The organism is Rhizobium rhizogenes NBRC 13257 (assembly GCF_000696095.1).
Lineage (GTDB): Bacteria > Pseudomonadota > Alphaproteobacteria > Rhizobiales > Rhizobiaceae > Rhizobium > Rhizobium rhizogenes.
Genome location: NZ_BAYX01000012.1, coordinates 207,785 through 222,721, shown reverse-complemented (window position 1 = coordinate 222,721; position 14,937 = coordinate 207,785). Strand labels below are relative to the sequence as shown.

General features: G+C 60.9%; 14 protein-coding genes. 9 read left to right on the top strand and 5 right to left on the bottom strand.

Annotation, left to right across the window (positions count from 1 at the left end; all coding sequences use genetic code 11):
* Positions 1-289: 289 nt before the first annotated feature.
* Together RRH01S_RS34520 and RRH01S_RS34515 are read left to right on the top strand one after the other, a co-directional pair.
* Positions 290-442, top strand: coding sequence for a hypothetical protein (locus RRH01S_RS34520; RefSeq protein ID WP_165586815.1), 153 nt, complete (start codon positions 290-292; stop codon positions 440-442).
* A 323-nt stretch (positions 443-765) separates the two neighbouring features.
* Positions 766-939 (top strand): hypothetical protein, encoded by a 174-nt coding sequence (locus RRH01S_RS34515; RefSeq protein WP_165586814.1) that lies wholly within the window; start codon positions 766-768, stop codon positions 937-939.
* 58 nt (positions 940-997) lie between these two features.
* Here the strand turns inward: RRH01S_RS34515 and RRH01S_RS34910 are convergent, their stop codons facing one another.
* A complete protein-coding gene (locus tag RRH01S_RS34910; RefSeq protein WP_234711746.1) occupies positions 998-1,192 on the bottom strand; it encodes a WGR domain-containing protein in 195 nt (64 codons plus the stop codon).
* 537 nt (positions 1,193-1,729) lie between these two features.
* Here RRH01S_RS34910 and RRH01S_RS25475 point away from each other — a divergent pair.
* The 4 genes from RRH01S_RS25475 (at position 1,730) to RRH01S_RS25460 (ending at position 6,207) form a co-directional block, all read left to right on the top strand.
* On the top strand, positions 1,730-2,020 hold the full coding sequence (locus tag RRH01S_RS25475) for a hypothetical protein (protein WP_042475019.1): 291 nt from the start codon (positions 1,730-1,732) through the stop codon (positions 2,018-2,020).
* A 57-nt stretch (positions 2,021-2,077) separates the two neighbouring features.
* The gene (locus tag RRH01S_RS25470) at positions 2,078-3,157 is read left to right on the top strand and encodes a substrate-binding domain-containing protein (RefSeq protein ID WP_042475015.1); all 1,080 of its coding nucleotides are present in this window, start codon (positions 2,078-2,080) and stop codon (positions 3,155-3,157) included.
* Between the two features lie 139 nt (positions 3,158-3,296).
* Positions 3,297-5,606 (top strand): methyl-accepting chemotaxis protein, encoded by a 2,310-nt coding sequence (locus tag RRH01S_RS33225; protein WP_234711743.1) that lies wholly within the window; start codon positions 3,297-3,299, stop codon positions 5,604-5,606.
* A gap of 283 nt (positions 5,607-5,889) precedes the next feature.
* Positions 5,890-6,207, top strand: coding sequence for a hypothetical protein (locus RRH01S_RS25460; RefSeq protein WP_042475012.1), 318 nt, complete (start codon positions 5,890-5,892; stop codon positions 6,205-6,207).
* A 322-nt stretch (positions 6,208-6,529) separates the two neighbouring features.
* Here the strand turns inward: RRH01S_RS25460 and RRH01S_RS25455 are convergent, their stop codons facing one another.
* From RRH01S_RS25455 to traC, 4 genes are all read right to left on the bottom strand, one after another.
* On the bottom strand, positions 6,530-6,955 hold the full coding sequence (locus RRH01S_RS25455; protein ID WP_178128729.1) for a thermonuclease family protein: 426 nt from the start codon (positions 6,953-6,955) through the stop codon (positions 6,530-6,532).
* 243 nt (positions 6,956-7,198) lie between these two features.
* A complete protein-coding gene (gene traG / locus RRH01S_RS25450; RefSeq protein ID WP_042475005.1) occupies positions 7,199-9,127 on the bottom strand; it encodes a Ti-type conjugative transfer system protein TraG in 1,929 nt (642 codons plus the stop codon).
* Complete coding sequence (gene traD, locus RRH01S_RS25445; RefSeq protein WP_042475001.1) at positions 9,114-9,329, bottom strand: type IV conjugative transfer system coupling protein TraD; 216 nt, start codon at positions 9,327-9,329, stop codon at positions 9,114-9,116. Before traD ends, traG begins: the two co-directional genes overlap by 14 nt.
* A 4-nt stretch (positions 9,330-9,333) precedes the next feature.
* Positions 9,334-9,630, bottom strand: a complete 297-nt coding sequence (traC, locus tag RRH01S_RS25440; RefSeq protein ID WP_042474998.1) for a conjugal transfer protein TraC — start codon at positions 9,628-9,630, stop codon at positions 9,334-9,336.
* 254 nt (positions 9,631-9,884) lie between these two features.
* On the opposite strand from traC, the gene traA reads away from it, so the two are divergent.
* The 3 genes from traA to RRH01S_RS25425 are packed head-to-tail and all read left to right on the top strand — an operon-like array spanning position 9,885 to position 14,927.
* A complete protein-coding gene (traA, locus tag RRH01S_RS25435) occupies positions 9,885-13,211 on the top strand; it encodes a Ti-type conjugative transfer relaxase TraA (RefSeq protein ID WP_042474996.1) in 3,327 nt (1,108 codons plus the stop codon).
* Between the two features lie 26 nt (positions 13,212-13,237).
* Positions 13,238-13,774 carry a conjugative transfer signal peptidase TraF gene (gene traF, locus RRH01S_RS25430; RefSeq protein ID WP_234711742.1) on the top strand — a complete coding sequence of 179 codons (537 nt, stop codon included), beginning with the start codon at positions 13,238-13,240 and terminating at the stop codon, positions 13,772-13,774.
* Positions 13,764-14,927 carry a conjugal transfer protein TraB gene (locus RRH01S_RS25425; protein ID WP_042474991.1) on the top strand — a complete coding sequence of 388 codons (1,164 nt, stop codon included), beginning with the start codon at positions 13,764-13,766 and terminating at the stop codon, positions 14,925-14,927. The genes traF and RRH01S_RS25425 overlap by 11 nt, the downstream gene beginning before the upstream one ends.
* The last annotated feature ends 10 nt before the right edge of the window (positions 14,928-14,937 follow it).

The window sequence follows — 14,937 nt, the reverse complement described above, 5'->3', positions numbered from 1 at the left end:
GGCCTCTCCCGTCAAAATGTGAAGCCGGAACCAGGCGTCGAGCCCGCTCCCGGCTTTTTTCGGTGCCATACGGAAACCGGGATAGCCGCTCAGATCGCCCGATGGTGCCGGGCCGGGATGGCAGCCTCAAGGACGAGCGGTTCCCCCAATTTCGCGCCGCCGCCTGTGGCGCCAACACGAAATCGGCTCCCCCACCCGCCGCCTCCGGCGGTCGCGTCGCGATCCCTGACCCCGCCATCCCGTCCCGCTCCTGCAAGCTCGTCTTTCACGAACTCAAGGAGATGAGACCATGACGATCGAACAGCACATCGAAGAACTGCGGGCTGAGCTGAACAACGCATGCGATGCGGCCGAGCGCCGCCAGATCGAGCGCGAGCTTGAACTTGCACGGGCCGAGCTCGCCGAGCAGGTCGGTGCCATCGAGGCCGAGCCGCCCTTCTGAGGCGGCTTCCCTTCTCATTTCAGAGCCGAGCTCCGTTCGGCTATCAGGGTCCCCGATTCCAGCGCTTTCCGCCTGAGGAGCACCGCGCCGTCGCATCTCTCCTTTCGACGCAGCTGTCATCTACGTCAGCGGATGTTGCAGCCCTTGCGTCACGCCGCAACCTTGCGCCGCCAGAATTTTCCCCGGCGCATGCGGCTCCTCGCGCAATCAAAATTCAGGCGGCTCCAGGTTCTCCGCTCGCGCTTCGACCGTTCCGGTGCGGCCCTCCTTCGAGGTCTGCTTTCGATCCCCGCGATACCAGCAATTCGAAAGGAGAACCTGCCATGCAACAGCTCGCAAAGTTCCTCGCAGCCACGGGCCGCCGGCTCCGCAATCTCGGCAAGGTGATCAGTCACTTCTTCCGGAAGGGAAAGCTCGGCCTGAAGCTCGCAATCAAGATCCCGTTCTTCGTCGAGATCGAGGTTTGGTTCGAGACCGACTGGAACCGGCGCGAATGACGCAAGGGTCGCCACGGCCCGTCTTTTTCACTGCTATCTCCCGCCGGTAGCCCTGCTATTAGCGCATAGCGCGATGGTTGGCCGCCCTCGGTCGGTAGCCACGTGTTCTTTTTTGTCGCGTCAGATCGAGGAACAGGCTGACCGCCTCTTCCTCCCGTTGGAAATGGTGGACCTTTGTCTGCCCTGACGTTCCTATCCTTCCCCACCTTCGCGTCAGACAGGTTTCCCCGAACAAGGAAACCGAAATCTGCATGGCGTAGAAACGGGCCATGTTCTTGGCTGGGTCCGTTCGTTCGACATAGAGCTGGTAGGGTTGCGTGACCATGCAGACAGAATCGCCGATCCCCGCCAATGCGTCCAACGACAGTTTTGAATCGTTGAAAGCCGATCGATTCATCGCCGTGATGTTTCGCGAGATAGGGGGGACTAGCTGGGCGAGACGGCTCAGCCGCACGGCTCTACTCGCTGGCACTCGCGGAGCCCGAGACGGTCTCCGCGCATTCGCGTGACGATCCTCTCGCGGATGGTACGGCGCCGTTCTAGTCCGAGTAATCGTAATATCCCGGCTCCGACGCACGCGGCCTTGAACGTCATTCCGGGAATGATCCCGGCGACATCGTTAAGACTTTAAGCTAATATTCATTCTCTCTGAATAACTATTATCCCACGATCGGTTTGGGCGAGACGAAGTCGTGCGAATCAGGCTCGATTCCTCTGTCGCAAGGGTCCATCCGGGATGGAGTTTTCGGCAACCGATCGGGATTTGCTGGGGAAATAGGAAGTCTAAGGCATGGCAGAAATTATCGACTTTCCCTTGGAACAAACCTACAGCGCGCAGCAACGCGCGCTGATCGAGAGTGCGGAGCGAGAGGGTGCACGCTTTCTCAAGGCGGCCGAAAGTTTGCTTGGGGTTCTCAAGCAAGCCGAACGAACGCAGGCGGCAATTCTCGCATATCAAGCCGAAATGAAGAGAAGTCGGAGTGAAATCACTCCGCACGTGGACAGTCGCAATGCGGGTGAAAGCCTTGCGTCTCGCGAGGTCTATCGCGGTAGCAACATCCGATATGCATCCGATGACTGAAGTTGTTCAACCGGTTGGTGATCGTCGCCATCGTCAAGATACGTGAGGAAAAAGACTGTGCTCGGGTTCGAGAAAAAGAAACAATACGCCTTCCTGTTGGGGGTAGCACTTCTCCTCAGCCATGGTGCCAGAGCGGAAGACGTCGACTTGATGACCGGCGTAGTCGCTCGTTCGGGCGACGAGGGCACGATACCAGCCGACAAATTCAAGAAGGCGAGCCCCTGGAAAATCGGGATGAGCCACTTTGGCGTCAACGCCAACACCTGGGCTGCTCAAATGGCCGCCGAATCGCAGGCGGCTGCCAAGAGCGATCCGCGTATTTCGCAGTTCGTGCTGCTCGACGCCAATCTAAGTCAGGCCAAGCAAATTGCCGACATCGATGAGCTGATCGCCCAGAAGGTCGATGCCATCATCATTACGCCGGTTTCGCCGACGTCCGCCGACGCAGGCATCGACAGAGCGGTCAATGCCGGTATTCCCGTGATCGTGCACACGGGGCTTACCAAAACCGACAAATACACCGTTGATATTCAGGGCGGCGGCGAGAACTTCGGAAAGGTTTCGGGAGAATTCCTGGTCAAGGAACTCGAAGGAAAGGGCAATATCTGGGTCCTGCGCGGACTTCCCACCCATCCCGAAGACATCAATCGCTACAAAGGCCTGCTCGAAGCCATCAAGGGTACCGATATCAAGATCGTTGCCGAAGATGCTGGTCTCTGGTCGTATGATTATGGCCACAAGGTGTGTGAGACCTTTTATCTCGAAAACCCGAAGGTCGACGGCATCTGGTCATCGGGCGCCGATATGAGCCGCGCATGTATGGACGTCTTCCAGCAATATGGCGCAAAAGTTCCGCCGATCACCGGAGAGGTGAACAACGGCTTTCTTCAGAAATGGATCGAAACCGGGGTTGACGCGGTTGCCACCGAATATGGGCCGGAACAGGGAGCCGCGGCTGTTCGCGCCGCCGCCGCGCTGCTCGAGGGCAAAGCCATCCACAAACGCTATGTTTATGAGCCGGACGGCTGGGACATCCAGAAGGCAAAAGCGAATTACCGTGCTGACCTGTCAGAAAAATTCTGGATGCCGAGCAGTCTGACCGACACCGACCTCAAGGCCCTGTACGGCAAGCCCTGACCGCTTGCCTACCACGACGTTGGCCTGGTCCGGCGAACGTCAGAAGTCGAGGTCATCAGTGTAATTACTCAACCCACTCTATCGAGCGTGCCGGGATCAGTGTGCCCGCGGTCGCTCCGATTCCAAGGAGCCGTCTCCCATGACACCAGCAGCAACGAATTCCAACGACCGACGTAATTTTGGGATTGCCGGACGCTTGACGGCGGCTTTTGTCGGCATTGCGGCCCTCGCAGCCATCGCCGGGGCCTCCTCGTCCTGGTATTCGATGAAAAGCTCCGGCATCGTCAAGGAGCTCGGCGATCGAACACTCCCGACCGTCACCGAATCCCTCGCCTTCGCGCAAGAAAGCGCCATCCTTCTCGCAGAGGCGCCCAATCTCGTCTATGAGCCGGATCTCGCTTCGCTCGACGCAAGTTCGAAGCGCCTGGAAGCAATCCTCGCCGGTCAAAGCGGTCGACTGACGGCTTTGCGCGACCTTGGAGTGACGGCGGAACTACTTGATTCGGTGGAAAAGACGAGCCAAAGCCTCCAACCAAAGCTCAATCAGCTGACATCCATATCTTCCGACCGGATCAAGTCGAAGTTTCACATGCAGGAGGGCGTGGCCAGCGCTCTGTCCCGTTACAAGTCTCTGGCGTCCATGCTCCGCAACGCACAGGCCGGAGCGGCGGACACCAGCATCGATCGATCCCGCGCCCTGACCGACCTCCAGATGGCGGCCGCCCAGATATCGACCCTGATATCGGCCATACCAGATGCGCCAGAGACCGAACTACCCGCTATCAAAGATCAATATGATACCTCCGCCAAGGAGATTGACAGCATACTGGCTCGCCTGAAAGCCTCAGGCGGCAGTGCAGCGCTGCAACAGCTTGCCACGGCTCTCCTGAACGAGGGCGGAGGTCCCGAAGGGCTGTTTGCGCTTCGAGCCGACCAGGCCAAGCTCAATGGCCAGATCGCAGATATGCTGAATGATTTGACGGTGACCTCCATCATTCTTGGAGTCGACGTCAAACTGATTGCGGCGAAGGAAAAGCAAGCTGCCCGAAATGCCGCGGAACTGTCTCGGGGAGTGACCCAGCAGACTGTCGCCGTCAATGCGGCAACGAGCTTCCTCGTGATTGCAGCCGCCCTCAGCGCCCTATTCTACGTCCGGCGCTCCGTCACGCGGCGCCTGATCAGGCTCGCGACCGTTATGGGCCGTATCGCCTCCGGTGATCATTCCACTCAAGTCCCCATGTCCGGCCGCGACGAGATCACCGACATGGCCGGCGCCGTCGAAGTGTTCCGCGCCAATGCCGTCGCCAATATCCGCCTCGAACAGGAAGCAGAGGAGCAGCGCAACCTGACAGAAGAGGATCGGCAGCGTAAGGCCGAGAGCGATCGCGTCCGGGCAGTGGCAATGGCACAAGCCACGCAGGGTCTCGGCGAAGGGCTGAAGCACCTTGCCACCGGAGATTTGACCTATCGGCTTTCGCAGACTTTTGCTGCCGAATTCGAGACGCTGCGCGCCGATTTCAACGGTGCCGTCGGCCAGCTTGCCGAGACCCTGAGTGCCGTCGCGGACGCGGCAAACGCCATTGACAGTGGCAGCCGCGAGGTCAGCGGCAGCGCCGATGACCTGTCCAAGCGCACCGAGCAGCAGGCGGCGTCGCTCGAAGAAACGGCAGCTGCCCTCGACGAGATCACGGTGAATGTGGCCAATTCGTCCAAGCGCGCCGATGAAGCTCGCAAGATCGCCGCCCAGGCCAATACCAGTGCCGCCCAGTCGGGCCAAGTGGTGGCGAGCGCTGTCGACGCCATGGAAAAGATCGAACAATCGTCGAAGCAGGTCTCCAACATTATCGGCGTCATCGACGAAATCGCATTCCAGACCAATCTCCTTGCGCTCAATGCTGGCGTTGAGGCGGCCCGAGCCGGCGACGCCGGCAAAGGCTTCGCCGTCGTCGCACAGGAAGTTCGCGAACTGGCGCAGCGCTCCGCGAAGGCTGCAAGGGAGATCAAAGAGCTGATCCGAAACTCCTCGGTCGAGGTGCAGAATGGCGTCAAGCTCGTCAGCGAGACCGGTGCCGCCCTGAAAACCATCGACGGCTACATTGTTACCGTCAACCAGCATATGGACTCGATCGCGACATCGGCCCGGGAACAATCGGTTGGTCTGGCCGAGGTGAACACTGCCGTCAACCAGATGGATCAGGTCACCCAGCAGAATGCGGCCATGGTCGAGGAAAGCAATGCGGCGAGCGCGACACTTGCCGGTGAGGCAGGACGGCTTCGCGACCTGATCAGCCAGTTCCAGTTTGGCGAAGGCATGCGCCGGCCGGCGTCCGTCACCGAGGCCAGCCCATCCAGCCGGCAGGTCGCATCGCCGGCGCGCCGGATCGTCGGCGCCGTCGCCAAGGCCTTTTCCGGTAACGCCGCCGTCAAGCAGACTTGGGAAGAGTTCTGAGCGGAGCTGACGGTGGATTGACGGAAGGTCTTTTGGCCATCGGAGCTGGCAAGCGGTCGCGTCCTTTTCAGGACGCGGTCCTATCTCTCCCTGACGTCCTATCTTGCACCCGCCGTTCCGGCGTCAAGGACATCGCGGCCCCCTCCAATTTTCCCAGCGCCGCAAGCGGCACAGAGAAAGTCGGTTCCTCCGCTCGCCGCAGGGCGGCCGCGTTCCGCGGTCCCTGACCCCTCACGGACTACGGTGCGGACCCCTTTCGTCAGAAAACGAAAAGGAGACCCTGATGACACAGCATCACATCACACAGCCGGTTAGCGAAGAGCGGAAACTGGCAGATCAACAGCCGACCGGGATTGAACATTTGCGCAGCAGTTTCGACGCTGAAGTTCATCTCCCCAAGGAAATCTCGCGCGAATTTCTGTCTGCGGCGCTGCTTTTGGCGATCGACAACAAGGTCGATTTCGGTTTGTTCCACGAGGGAGACAAGATCATCATCGCGCACTTCGGCGGCGATGAGATCTACCTCCCCTCCCGGTGGTCTGACAAACGATGGCATATCGGCCTTGAGGACAAGGAGCTTTTCGACCCGAGCGAGGATTGAGGTCGAGACCAGAGGCGGCGTTCCGCCTCTGGTCTTTGCCTCTCGTGTGAGCCGTTCCTTCCGGATCGACCGGCGGGAGCGGCTATGAGAGTGGCTCTGCCACCCCCTCGAACTTACCCCATGAAGGAAGGCGTTCCCTCCTCCCGTTCCCGAGCGGACTACTGATGCATTTCCTGAGGGGTTGACAATAGCGGTTCCGTTTGCCGTTTCAATGACCGCAACCGGCGCGAAGCGGGTGCGAACTCCCCTCGGCCGGTGGTATTCACTGCCGAACTCCGCCTTTTCCTCAATCCCCCTCCCGTGCGAGAAACTATGATAGCTGTCAAAGGCTCCCGCACCATCCGTGTTGCGCGCCATCCCACGATCGGGCGAGGCCTTCCTCGATCAAAACATCGCCCAACGAATTGCCTGCGCGAGAGACGGTTCGGAGTTTGCGTCCATATTTGTCTTCGTCACGGAACACGGCCGCCAGCGAGAATTTTCCAGCGTTGAGTAGCGTGAGCAGTCGCGACTTTGCCGCCTCACCTTTGATCCGTTCAGCCTCGCAGCGGGGCGGGCTCAGTTCAGGCGTATCGATGTCGGCGATGCGGATTTTCTGGCCGTCGAACCAGAAGGTGTCGCCATCGACGACGCAGTTCGTCCGATGGCTGTCGCCGCACAGCACGAACGACGCTGATAGGCCATCTTGCGCAGGCGGTCTGACGAAAGCAGAAGCGCTATCGAGATGACCATTGCGATCAAGGTACAGCCAGCCGGCGGCGCCGATCACCACGGCCCAGACAATCACGGTCGGAATGCCTTTCCCGCGATGGGAACGGTGAGGACGTGACGTCGGCCGCGACGCCTTGATGCCGTGACGATCGTTCGCGACCTTCCGATTTCTCCTGAACGGTATGACGTTCTTTTGCGCCAAGCTTTATCCCCCTTCGCCGGCAGATCTTACAATCGGTCTGGTTACATCGGCCTTTACCGAAGGCGTCGAATTCGAAGCTTACTTCCCCCTTCCGCCGATCGCATGAAACCGGTTGTCGCCGACGCAGGCCCTCATATCAACCCGCCGGAACCAGATGGCCCGGCCGCATCTGAGCGGCGCATTGCCGGCTGTGAAGACGATCTGTTCGTCCGCCCGCATGCGTAGGACTTCGTGCGGCTGAATCAGCGGTCGAGCCGCGAGCTGCTTCGAGCGCGTTCGTGACGACCCTTTCGCTTGGAAACTGCGGCTGACCTGGTCGATCTCGACCGTGGTCATGCCGCAGCGTTTCGATATGTACTCGGCAGTCTCCGGATCGTTGATCGCGGCGAACGAAATCCAGCTGGCACTCTCAAACCATTTGCTTGCTGCGTCCCGGCCGCCATAGGTCTCACGCATCTGGCCGATCGACTGATAAATCATCGTCAGCGTAATCCCGTATTTGCGGCCGGCGTCGCGCGCGGTCTCGATGATCCGCATGTAGCCGAGGCGCGCGACCTCATCGAGTAGAAACAGCGCGCGCCCATTGAGCTGTCCGTCGCAATTGTAAATCGCATTCAGGAACGAGCCGATGATGACTCGCGCAAGACCCGAATGGGTCTCCAACGTCTTGAGGTCGATGTTGATGAAGACGTCGGTGTTTCCCGCGGCGATATCGCTGGTCGAGAATTTCTTTCCCGACACGAGGGCGGCATAGTTCGGATAGGAAAGCCAGTGCGTTTCCTTGACCGCATTGGCATAGACGCCGGAGAAGGTTTCCGGCGTCATGTTGACGAAGGCGGCGACGTTCTCCTTCACGAAATCCGAGCCCGAATTGTCGTAGATGTCTTGCAGCCGCTTGCGCAATGTCGGCTCCGGCTCCGAAAGATTCATGCGCACCTGCCGAAGCGTCTGCTCCGTCTCATCCGTGTGACCGGACAGGCAGACGTCGGCGATGAGCGCCGTGAGCAACTGCAGCGCCGATGCTCGAAAGAAGTCGTCACGGACGCCGCGCGCGCCGCCGCTGTCGCTCATGATCCATGACGCGACGGAGGCGATATCCTCTTCCTTCGTTCCGCCGAAACGGCCGACCCAGTCCAGGACGTTGAAGCCGACGTCCGGCTTCCTTGGGTCGAGGACGAACACGTCTCTTCCTGCTCCGCCGCGATGCGCGGAGACCATGGGTGCGACCTCGTTCGATGGATCGAGCACGATCAGCGTGTTGCCCCATTTGAGTGCCGTCGGGATCGTCACCGACGTCGTCTTGAAACCGCCGGAACCGGCAAAGACGATCCCGTGCGACGAACCGAAAGAGCCATCGAAGCACAGCAACGGCGACTTACCGCCGGCGCCCCACGTCTCGGCGCTATCGGCTCGAAACGCTTGGCTCCCGGCACTGTCTTTGTCGACCCGATAGCGCTCACCGATCACGATGCCACCAGCATCGGGAAACAACTTCGCCGCTTCCGTCAGTTTCATCCAATCCGCTTCGCCATGGAGCGCCCGCTTGCCCTGAATGCGTTTCGGCTCGGCCCGTGCGAACGCCGCATTGCCGATGAGCACAACGCGGAGTGCGAAGCAGGCACACATGAGTAGTACGCCCGCTCCGATCGCCGTTGCTGGATCGAGATAGGCCAAGACCGACTTGTCGGCGTTAAACGCCTTCGAGAAAGCGGCAAGGCGCATCGTTTCGCGTGTAGCCGCGATCAGGATCGTCCCGCTGCATCCGGCAAGGACACCCCAACCTGCCTGCTTGATGTTGATCGAGCCGGCGCTCGCGAACAGGAACAGAATTCCGATCGCCGCACTGGCACCATAGGGCAAGGCGATTCCCGCCCGTCCCCATGCCAGTTGCGCGGCCTCGGTTTTTCCGAAGCCTGAAAGCCACTGCTCGATCCCGGTCATTCCGATGACGACCAGGATCATCAGCGTCCCTGGCACGACGACGAGCGCAATCCTATTGATCGTCATTGCCGAAGGCCTCCACGCCGATTGCGGTCAGCCTGGACCGCTCGCCCTCGTCGCCTTTGATCCGGCGGGCGGCATCGAGAAGCACGCCCAGCAACAGCGCGCGCTTCTCGTAGCGCAGCCCGGCTTTGACGATCAGCCCGCCGAGCTCGATCTTTTCGCGCGTGTCCTTTTTGCGGGTGTCGGATGTCATCGTCCTCGCCATGCGCTCAAGCCTCGCCAGCGCTGCCCGCGCCCGCGCCAGACGCGTCCGCTGCGGTCGACGCTTGTCCGCTGCTGTCGCCGGCGGCCTTCTTCCCTCCGGTCGTAGCGCCATGCCCTCCGCGAAATCGCTTGGTCAGTTGCTCAAACGCTGCCTGAAGTTCCGCCTCGTCGATTTCGATCTCGCCAAGGCCCGCCTTGAGCGCGATCTTGCCGATCCGCTCGGCTTCCCTTGTCTCGGCGATCTTGAGCTGTTCCTGCAGCTTGGCGATTTCGTCGCGGATTTTCGAGGATGGCTTCTTCATGTCCGATCGTCTCCTGGGTGAGAAAGCTTGTCTTTCGAACCCAGTTTTTCGGAAGAGAGTGCGGAACGCACTACTGTGAATCCTACAATCGCCAAGGGCGATGCTTTGCTGGATGATCCCGGCCGATCCGAAGGAGCGGCTTCCAAGGGCGCAATTATACGTCGCTGGCTCGACGTGTTGCTGAGAGAGCCTGGTGGGACCGCCGCTCCCGACGAACCATTTGATTTCGTTCGCAACCGGGAGAGAACTCCGCCGTGGCCGTCCCTCACTTCTCCGTCAGCGTCGTCGCGCGTGGCTCCGGCCGCAGCGCTGTGCTGTCGGCGGCCTACCGGCACTGCGCCAAGATGGAGTTCGAGCGCGAAGCCCGGACGATCGACTACACCCGCAAGCAAGGCCTCCTGCACGAGGAGTTCGTCATTCCGGCAGACTCGCCCGAATGGCTACGTTCGATGATTGCCGATCGCTCGGTCGCCGGGGCCTCCGAGGCCTTCTGGAACAAAGTGGAGGGCTTCGAGAAGCGATCCGACGCGCAGCTCGCCAAGGACGTCACCATCGCCCTGCCGCTCGAGCTGACGGCCGAGCAGAACATCGCGCTCATGCGCGACTTTGTGGCGGGCCACATCACCGCGCAGGGGATGGTCGCGGACTGGGTCTATCACGACGCCCCCGGCAATCCTCACGTCCACCTCATGACCACATTGCGCCCGCTGACCGAAGACGGTTTCGGTTCGAAGAAGGTCGCGGTGCTCGGCCCGGATGGCAAGCCAATCCGAAATGATGCCGGCAAAATCATCTATCAGCTGTGGGCCGGTAGCACTGAGGATTTCAATGCGTTTCGCGACGGCTGGTTTGCCTGCCAGAACAAACATCTGGCGCTTGCCGGCCTGGATATCCGCATCGATGGCCGTTCCTTCGAAAAGCAGGGTATCGATCTCGAGCCAACCATTCACCTCGGCGTCGGCGCCAAAGCCATCGAGCGCAAGGCCGAGCAATCCGACCACAAGTCGGAGACCTCGCCCCCCAAACTCGAACGCATCGAGCTTCAGGAGGAGCGCCGCAGCGAGAACGCCCGCCGCATCCAGCGCCGTCCGGAGATCGTGCTCGACCTGATCACGCGGGAGAAGAGCGTCTTCGACGAACGCGATGTTGCGAAGGTGTTGTATCGCTATATCGACGATGTCGCTCTGTTCCAAAGTCTGATGGTCCGCATTCTGCAAAGCCCGGAAGCGCTCCGGCTCGAACGCGAGCGGATCGATTTTGCGACAGGTATTCGGACACCTGCGAAGTACACCACGCGTGAGATGATCCGGCTTGAAGCCGAGATGGCCAATCGCGCGATCTGGCTCTCCGGCAGCACCTCCCATGGCGTCCGTGAGGCGGTGCTGCAGGCGACCTTTGCGCGCCATTCCCGTCTGTCGGATGAGCAGCGAACGGCAATCGAGCATGTCGCCGGGGCCACGCGGATTGCCGCTGTCATCGGCCGCGCCGGGGCCGGCAAGACGACGATGATGAAGGCTGCCCGCGAGGCGTGGGAAGCGGCCGGCTATCGTGTGGTCGGCGGAGCGTTGGCTGGCAAAGCCGCCGAAGGATTGGAAAAGGAAGCGGGCATCCAATCTCGCACACTGTCGTCGTGGGAGCTTCGCTGGAACCAGGGTCGCAATCAGCTCGACCACAAGACCGTGTTCGTGCTGGACGAGGCCGGCATGGTGTCGTCACGGCAGATGGCGCTGTTGGTCGAGGCCGTCACCAAGGCCGGCGCCAAACTCGTCCTTGTCGGCGATCCGGAACAGCTTCAACCGATCGAAGCGGGTGCCGCCTTCCGCGCCATTGCCGATCGCATCGGCTATGCAGAACTTGAGACAATCTATCGTCAGCGCCAGCAATGGATGCGCGATGCCTCGCTCGATCTCGCGCGTGGCAATGTCCGCAAGGCTGTCGATGCCTACACCGCTCATGGTCGAATGATTGGTTTGAGACTGAAGGACGACGCGGTCGAGAGCCTGATCGCAGCGTGGGACCGCGACTACGACCCTTCGAAGACCAGCCTGATCCTCGCACACCTCCGCCGCGACGTCCGAATGCTCAACGACATGGCGCGGGCCAAGCTGGTCGAACGCGGCGTCGTCGCAGAAGGATTACCGTTCAAGACCGAGGACGGAACCCGCATGTTCGCCACCGGCGACCAGATCGTGTTTCTCAAGAACGAGGGCAGCCTTGGCGTTAAGAACGGCATGCTCGCAAAGGTGCTTGAAGCCGCACCTGGCCGGATCGTTGCAGAGATTGGTGACGGCGAGCACCGCCGTCAGGTTATGATCGAGCAGCGCTTCTACAACAATCTCGATCACGGCTATGCGACGACGATCCACAAGAGCCAGGGCGCGACCGTCGACAGGGTGAAGGTGCTTGCTTCACTTTCATTGGACCGGCATCTCACCTATGTGGCCATGACGCGCCATCGTGAGGATCTCGCCGTCTACTATGGTAGTCGCTCCTTCGCGAAATCCGGCGGCCTCATCTCGATCCTGTCGCGCCGCAACGCCAAGGAGACGACCCTCGATTACGAGAAGGCGTCGTTCTACGGCCAAGCGCTGCGCTTCGCGGAAGCGCGGGGCCTTCATCTTGTCAACGTCGCCCGCACGATCGCACACGATCGCCTCCAATGGGCCGTCCGGCAAAAACAGAAACTCGCCGACCTCGGCGCCCGTCTAGCCGCCATCGGTGCGGCACTCGGATTGGTCCGCGGCAGCAACAAACACTCCATCCCGGACACAATCAAGGAGGCCAAGCCCATGGTATCAGGCATCACCACTTATCCCAAATCGCTCGACCAGGCTGTCGAGGATAAGCTCGCCGCCGATCCCGGCCTCAAGACGCAATGGGAGGACGTCTCGATGCGCTTCCAGCTCGTCTACGCGATGCCGGAAGCTGCCTTCAAGGCGATCGATGTCGATACCATGTTGAAGGACCAGTCGGTCGCGCAGTCCACCCTGGCAAGGATTGCCGGCGAGCCAGAGAGCTTTGGCGCGCTCAAGGGCAAGACCGGTCTTCTCGCGAGCCGTGGCGACAAGCAGGACCGGGAAAAAGCCATTGCCAATGTGCCGGCGCTCGCGCGAAATCTTGAACGTTACCTTCGTGAGCGGGCCGAGGCCGAATTGAAACATGAGACGGAGGAGCGCGCGGTCCGGCTCAAGGTTTCGGTCGACATCCCGGCGCTCTCACCGTCTGCCAAACAAACGCTCGAACGCGTTCGTGATGCGATCGATCGCAACGATCTTCCGGCTGGAATGGAATACGCGCTCGCCGACAAAATGGTGAAAGCAGAACTCGAAGGTTTCGCCAAGGCGGTTTCCGAACGTTTCGGGGAACGGACCTTCCTGCCTTTGGCTGCGAAAGACACTGATGGCAAGACTTTCGAGACCGTCACATCAGGCATGACGGCCGGCCAGAAGGCCGAGGTCCAGTCCGCCTGGAATTCCATGCGGACGGTCCAGCAACTAGCCGCTTATGAACGAACGACGGAAGCGCTCCGGCAGGCTGAGACGCTGCGGCAAACCAAGAGCCAAGGGCTCTCCCTGAAATGACGGCGGGAACTGGAACGCGCCGGTCGATGACTACGCAGCAGCGACGAGCCGTTGTGGTTCTGCCGATGGCGGCAGTGGCCGCCATCCTGCTGGTGGTGACTGCCGTCGTCGGCGGCTACCGCATCAATCTGACACCGAGCGAGCCACTCGGCCTGTGGCGCATTATGCCGCTTCATCGACCGGCAGCGGTCGGCGACCTCCTGTTCATCTGCCCGCCGGAAACGGCGGCAATGCGGGCAGCGAGGGCTCGCGGCTATCTCCGTTCCGGTTCCTGCCCGGGCGGCGTCGCACCGTTGATCAAGACAGTGATCGCCGTCGCAGGACAACACGTCGAAATCGGCGCCAGCGTAAACGTGGAAGGTCGGGAAGTTCCCTCTTCCAGTCTTGCCCAACGAGATGGAAAGGGACGGCCGTTGGCGCCGTTTATGAGCGGCACCATACCGCCTGGATATGTCTTTCTGCATTCCGCGTTCCCCGGCTCCTACGATTCCCGATACTTCGGTCCGGTGCCTGCTCCGGGGATTCTCGGTCTGGCGCAGGAGGTCCTCACCTATGCGCCGTGATTACCTTCGGCCGGCGCTGCTGATATTCGCTTCGATCGCGATCGGCGTAGTGGGCTGGAGCGGCCATGTGTTGCTTCTACCCGTCGCGCTGGGGTTTCCGCTTCTGTGGTCGATCTCGCGAACGAGATTTGTGGCGGCACTTGTCTCTGCCGGATATTTCCTGGCAGCAGCACGTGGTTTGCCGCAAGGCGTAGCGGCGTTCTATTCGTCGGACATCTGGCCGGGCCTTCTGCTTTGGCTGTGTGCGTCTTTGAGCTTCGTTGCCGTGCATACGGTCGTCTGGACGGAGAACAGCGGAGTTCGTCCGTTTCGCTATCTTCTGGCAGCCATCATCATGTCGATCCCGCCTTTCGGTATCACGGGCTGGGCGCATCCTGTCACCGCCGCGGGTGTTCTGTTCCCAGGGTGGGGATGGTGGGGACTTGGGCTTATGACAGCTGGCCTTGCGGGCCTCGTAACCCGCATCTGGCCAGCTGTCGCCATCGCCTTCGCAGGCCTTTGGCTGTGGTCCGCCGCATCGTGGACCGAGCCGGGTCTACCCAATGGCTGGCGCGGTGTCGACCTCGAATTGGGCGCTTCGCTCGGTCGGGACGCCGGTCTTCACCGCCAGCGTGACCTGATCGCAACGGTGCGGAATGCGGCCAGCGATGGCGCACGCTTTGTGGTGCTGCCGGAAACTGCGCTCGGTTTCTGGACACCGACCGTGGCGCGGCTTTGGACGAGCGCGTCCGGTGATACCGATGCGACGGTCATCGCCGGCGCAACGGTGCTCGATGCCGCCGGCTACGACAATGTCCTCGTCGCGATCGACAGGAAGGGCGGCCGCATCCTTTATCGCGAACGTATGCCGGTTCCCGGTTCGATGTGGCAACCGTGGCGGTCCTGGTTCGGGGAAAGTGGCGGTGCCAGGGCGGATTTTTTTGCCAATCCGGTCGTCCCGATCGGTGCCAGCCGGGCAGCGCCGCTGATCTGCTACGAGCAACTGATCGTTTGGCCGATCCTCCAGTCCATACTCCACGATCCGGATTTTGTCGTCGCCGTGGGAAACGGATGGTGGACCGAAGGGACGTCAATCGTCGCCATTCAGCGCGCCGCTGCGACCGCATGGGCAAAGCTCTTCGCAAAACCGCTTGTTATTGCCTTCAACACCTGACTACCTAGGA

Excerpts from the sequence above, each read along its gene's own strand:
- traG (WP_042475005.1), bottom strand. The coding sequence starts at position 9,127 with ATGACGATCAATAGGATTGCGCTCGTCGTCGTGCCAGGGACGCTGATG.
- RRH01S_RS25460 (WP_042475012.1), top strand. The coding sequence starts at position 5,890 with ATGACACAGCATCACATCACACAGCCGGTTAGCGAAGAGCGGAAACTG.
- RRH01S_RS33225 (WP_234711743.1), top strand. The coding sequence starts at position 3,297 with ATGACACCAGCAGCAACGAATTCCAACGACCGACGTAATTTTGGGATT.
- traF (WP_234711742.1), top strand. The coding sequence starts at position 13,238 with ATGACTACGCAGCAGCGACGAGCCGTTGTGGTTCTGCCGATGGCGGCA.
- traC (WP_042474998.1), bottom strand. The coding sequence starts at position 9,630 with ATGAAGAAGCCATCCTCGAAAATCCGCGACGAAATCGCCAAGCTGCAG.
- traD (WP_042475001.1), bottom strand. The coding sequence starts at position 9,329 with ATGGCGAGGACGATGACATCCGACACCCGCAAAAAGGACACGCGCGAA.
- RRH01S_RS34515 (WP_165586814.1), top strand. The coding sequence starts at position 766 with ATGCAACAGCTCGCAAAGTTCCTCGCAGCCACGGGCCGCCGGCTCCGC.
- RRH01S_RS25475 (WP_042475019.1), top strand. The coding sequence starts at position 1,730 with ATGGCAGAAATTATCGACTTTCCCTTGGAACAAACCTACAGCGCGCAG.
- RRH01S_RS34520 (WP_165586815.1), top strand. The coding sequence starts at position 290 with ATGACGATCGAACAGCACATCGAAGAACTGCGGGCTGAGCTGAACAAC.
- RRH01S_RS25425 (WP_042474991.1), top strand. The coding sequence starts at position 13,764 with ATGCGCCGTGATTACCTTCGGCCGGCGCTGCTGATATTCGCTTCGATC.
- RRH01S_RS34910 (WP_234711746.1), bottom strand. The coding sequence starts at position 1,192 with ATGCAGATTTCGGTTTCCTTGTTCGGGGAAACCTGTCTGACGCGAAGG.